Source organism: Enterovibrio norvegicus (assembly GCF_002876705.1).
In the GTDB taxonomy this organism is placed as follows: Bacteria; Pseudomonadota; Gammaproteobacteria; order Enterobacterales; family Vibrionaceae; genus Enterovibrio; species Enterovibrio norvegicus_B.
This window is the reverse complement of sequence record NZ_MDAG01000056.1, coordinates 1-4,572: the sequence shown is the minus strand read 5'-3', so window position 1 is coordinate 4,572 and position 4,572 is coordinate 1. Positions and strand designations below refer to the sequence as shown.

At 41.3% G+C, this 4,572-nt stretch carries 4 protein-coding genes and 1 pseudogene; 1 reads left to right on the top strand and 4 read right to left on the bottom strand.

Annotation, left to right across the window (positions count from 1 at the left end):
- Nucleotides 1–616, bottom strand: a 616-nt coding sequence (locus BCT27_RS19535) for a transposase (RefSeq protein WP_422386140.1), incomplete at its 3' end; no start/stop codon positions are given.
- Nucleotides 617–1,089: 473 nt separating this feature from the next.
- Nucleotides 1,090–1,869: a DUF2971 domain-containing protein gene (locus BCT27_RS19530; RefSeq protein ID WP_102396533.1), complete on the bottom strand. Its 780-nt coding sequence runs from the start codon at nucleotides 1,867–1,869 to the stop codon at nucleotides 1,090–1,092.
- 145 nt (nucleotides 1,870–2,014) lie between these two features.
- Between BCT27_RS19530 and BCT27_RS19525 the strand changes: the two are divergent.
- Nucleotides 2,015–3,141: pseudogene (locus tag BCT27_RS19525) on the top strand (IS4 family transposase).
- A gap of 127 nt (nucleotides 3,142–3,268) precedes the next feature.
- On the opposite strand, the gene BCT27_RS19515 reads toward BCT27_RS19525, so the two are convergent.
- The gene (locus tag BCT27_RS19515; RefSeq protein WP_029853430.1) at nucleotides 3,269–3,781 is read right to left on the bottom strand and encodes a hypothetical protein; all 513 of its coding nucleotides are present in this window, start codon (nucleotides 3,779–3,781) and stop codon (nucleotides 3,269–3,271) included.
- Nucleotides 3,782–3,922: 141 nt separating this feature from the next.
- Nucleotides 3,923–4,507, bottom strand: a complete 585-nt coding sequence (locus BCT27_RS19510) for a hypothetical protein (protein ID WP_102396532.1) — start codon at nucleotides 4,505–4,507, stop codon at nucleotides 3,923–3,925.
- Nucleotides 4,508–4,572 lie beyond the last annotated feature (65 nt).

The following is a 4,572-nucleotide window of genomic DNA, read 5'->3' as shown; positions in this document are numbered from 1 at the left end:
TCACGCTCGTATAATCCGACGTTTCTGGCGCTTCGGCAATGGCTGCTCGTACAGGATTTAAATCAACATACGCCATAGCGGCGGCGACAGCTTTCTCATCCAGTAATGCTTGGCTTTTAAAGCGCCCCTCCCAGAAGTGTCCGGTACAGCTGTCCTCACGATTGGCTTCTGAGGCAATGTGCTGATTAATTAATCGCATAAACCAACTGATTGAGACAAGACGTTTTCGCCACTCTTCAATGATCTCATTACACCGATCAGTTTCAGCCTCTGACAGTTCATCTCCCTGCATAAATCGCTGAACCAACGCGGGCCCATGATGAAAAGCGAGCCAGCGCTCAACCACTTCAACATCTGACAGCGTTTTTGCCTTTTCAGCATTGATATGCAAAACCACATGATAATGATTACTCATAATGGCGTATGCACATACATCGATACAAAACGCGCCTGCTAACGCGAGCAGGCGCTTTTCAATCCAAGATCGACGATGTTCGTAACTTTGTTGGGCTTGCTCATCGTAGCCACAGAGAAATGACCGACGAACACAGCGAGAAACGCAGTGGTAATAAGGTGTGGCTTCAATGCTGATAAGTGATGAGCGGGCTTTTGTCATTGAGATTCAAAATGGATACTGACTGAACAATATGAAAAGCATATCGTTATGAAACCATCCATTCATCTTTGTCTCACACCTTTGAGTCCAAAAGCACTAACGCATGAAACTGATAAGATTATGGTTTTCTTAAAGTGCCTGTCCCCGCTTTTACCCATCCAAAGAGCAAGTGACTTTCACCCACAACAAAGCAGCGATGCTGACCATCCATTTCAATAATTGGTATTAATGTGAGAGAGACATCGAGCTACGAATGCGTGTTAAAGCACAATACGTGGCGTAGCTCGATGTTGAATGGAAGCAATTCAGAACCAGCGATCGAACCCAAAAGACTGACGCATTAAACGGGTAATATATTAGTTTTCTAAACATGCCTGTCCCCGCTTTTCCCCTTTGAGTCCAAAAGCACTAACGCATGAAACTGATAAGATTATGGTTTCTTTAAGTGCCTGTCCCTCTTGTCCCTTCATATTTTATTTGCAAGCTTCAAACTCTAGTTTGTATTCTGCTTCACCAACGTTTGCTTGAAATACAGATGCATGAGGACAATTTTCACGTACTAACTTATGAATGAAATTCCGATCATCTTGGTTCACACGGCAACCAATAATGACCTCCACTACCTGATTTTTATTGAATGACATTAAACCAACCCCGCCTGCTAGCTTTGGTCTCAAGAATCGAACTTCATTTTCGTACTCCCACTCTTTCGACTTAGTGAAAAACTGTAATGTTGCTAGCTCATCTTTCTCCCGTTCAGTCAGAAGTTCGACACCAGATGAAACCGAAGCCATCTGCAAATCTCTTTGAAGTAAGCAGATTTCTGGATATGAATTTTGGTACTCAACTTCGTATCCAATACCAAATTCAGCGTCAAATGGACGTTTGATATCCAACCCTATACAAATACCATCATGACTATTAGCATAATGACTCCACATAAGGAGATTGTCTTTATGTGGAGTAACGCAAAATATACCAGCTGAATCAGCAGCTTTTGCATTAAGCTTTCTCCAATTGTTTTTGTTATACAACAGATCTTCAAATGCTTTTGGCATTATCTTTTTAAGATTTTTACGTTTTGCTCCACGGCGCAGCAAGTGTTTTTCAATTTCCTTGCGAGTAGGCATTTTATACCGTGGTAATCCTTCAAAAGGATCGTTCATGCCACCAACCGATGCAAAGTAGACCTCATGATCTATTAATATGCTTTTGACAGACAAGGAGTCTAACGGTAAATATTTGTACAGCATAATTTACATTTCTCCCATATTGCCAACGCCCAATTCTAGCGAATTCCCTCAAAATTCCTTTTCTAAACAATGAGAAGGACGCGCACCGTACCCTTTGATCTAATGAATTTCGCCAAAAACACATTCCAATAAAAAGGAATTACCGATGCGCGATATTCAGATCCTACAAGAGACTCTAACCAATCATTGTCCCACTATTCATAAAAAACGGCTTCAATCTCTCCTACTTGCGACTGAGTCTGCACTCGATGGAGCTGACCTCACTCTTACCAAACTTGGCCGTTCTCTTAACACCACGACCACGCCTAAACACGCTATAAAACGGGTTGATAGGCTTCTTGGCAATGCACAGCTACACCGTGAAAAAGATGACATTTATAAATGGAATGCCCGACTTATTACTGGCGCTAACCCTTGCCCTGTCGTTCTTATTGATTGGTCCGATGCCAGGGAGCAACTGCGTTACATGACACTACGGGCATCCATTGCGCTTAGCGGCAGAGCAGTCACTCTCTACGAGTAAACCTTTGAATATGTACAATATAACTCACCCAACACACACCAGTACTTCCTTGATAAACTTGAGAAAATATAACCTCAAGATACTACGCCTATCATCGTCTCTGACGCGGGTTTTCGAAATACTTGGTTCCGTCAGGTTCAAGCTAAGGGCTGGTTCTGGCTTGGCCGTGTTCGTGGTGAAGTCTCCATAAAAGTCGAACACGTTGATTGGCAATGGAACAAGAAGCTATATCCCAAAGCAACGAGCAAACACCTAAAGGCCGCAAAGCCAAACGTCACTCTCGCACATGCCAGAAGCACAGTGCGTCTCGACTCTTCGCTAAAAATGCCAAAGAACCTTGGTTACTCGTGACCAACATTCCCACAAAAACGCTGAATGAAGTTCAGATCACTCACTTATATGCCAAGAGAATGCAGATTGAAGAGGCCTTCCGAGATTTAAAAAGCACAGCCTACGGCTTAGCATTACGTCACAACGGAACACGTTGCACTAAACGACTGAATATATTGTTATTAATTGCATTACTGACTGAATTACTCATGTGGTGGAATGGCCTCGTTGCTACCCGAGCACAGTGGCAATACGACTTTCAAGCTAACACTATTAAACATCGCCGCGTATTGTCCGTTCCCCGACTAGGGCGCGAAGTAAGGAAGCGCCAAAGGTACATCATCAGTGAACAGCAATATCGATGGGCTATGCTCGAGTATCAACAGCTGACTCATTATTCTGGACTCGGGAAATTATGAGGGGATCCTTCAGCGCCCTGTTAAGGGGTGAGCAACGCAATACAAAAGCCGCCGCATACCACCTTAAACACTAAAACCAACGCATAGTGAAAATGCCATGCGTTGCGAATCCCTCTCGAACAGTTTGTTATATTTGTGGTTGATATATCACTTCTCTAGCGGCAGAGATAACTCTGTCGTGAAGATTAAAAACGGTATCAGTCTCCGCCCAGCCATTGTAATTTAAAGCTAAAGTTGTAGCCGCTTTATCTAGCTCTTTATGCTTTGGGTTATTTTGATTTAGCAAAAGGTTAAGGCTATGAGCGCATCGTACAATATTTCGTTTACAGTCTTCTGGTTGAGCAATTTCAGGGTCTGTATATATAAGAAGATCTGTAACTAGCTCTTGAACAGACTTGGTCCATGCAATATTAAACTCGGCTTCTCGCTCCGCCGAGACTTGTGCAATTGCTTTACGCATTTCAGATTTTACTAACAACCGCGTTGATATTAGCTGTCCGAGTAAAGTGATAAAAGCAACACCGAGCATACCGTAAACTGTATATTGGGCAGCAACTACAGCCGCATCCGGCTGTTCCTTAGCTACACGTATTACCTCAATCAAAGTATTAACCGCTTCGATTACATCTTTGTTTTCCAACTAGTTCTCCTAGAAAATATAACGCCTGCATAACACGTTTGCTACGATACAAACTTAACTGAATTTTACTGCCTTAATCACGAAACTAAAGACAAACTGACAACTCCGAGTGTAGCAAATCGTGTTGATGCGATTTTTAGTTTATAACTTCCAACGCTTATATAACTTCAAACACACCATTAAAACTAAAAGACTAATGGCATATCCAAGCATTGCCCAACTATTTTCAGGTGATTCGGATATAGTATAAAAAGCTGCCGCAGCAATGGCTAACATTAGTGGTTCAATGGTCTCATCGGGACCATCAGTAAACAGCATGTAACTCAACTCTATACCTGCTGAGATTGCTAATGCATTACCTATATAAACAAAAGATTCGATACCAAGTATATGCTTATAGAGTTCATCTGTAATAAACAATTGATTATCCGTAAAGTGCAAATCATCTAATAAATTGAATGTTTCCGCTACTTCTAGCAAACCTTTGCTTGCTAATGTCACTATAAGAAAAAAACCAATTAAAAATTGAATCCCTGTTTTAAAAACCTTCATGCCTTTCGGAATTCTTGTTTCGTATAAATCAAAATCACCTTTTGGTTCAAGAAAATCTTTTCTATCATCTAAAGCCAACTGAAATTTTTCTCTTGCATCGGCTAAACTACTTTGATGTTCAGCTATTATTTCTTGCCGAAGTTCTTCTTTTATTATGGCTAATTTCTTTTCCATTTCTATTTATCACACCAAAAAAATTAAAATTTTCAATATATGAACTAACGAATGACATGGATCCC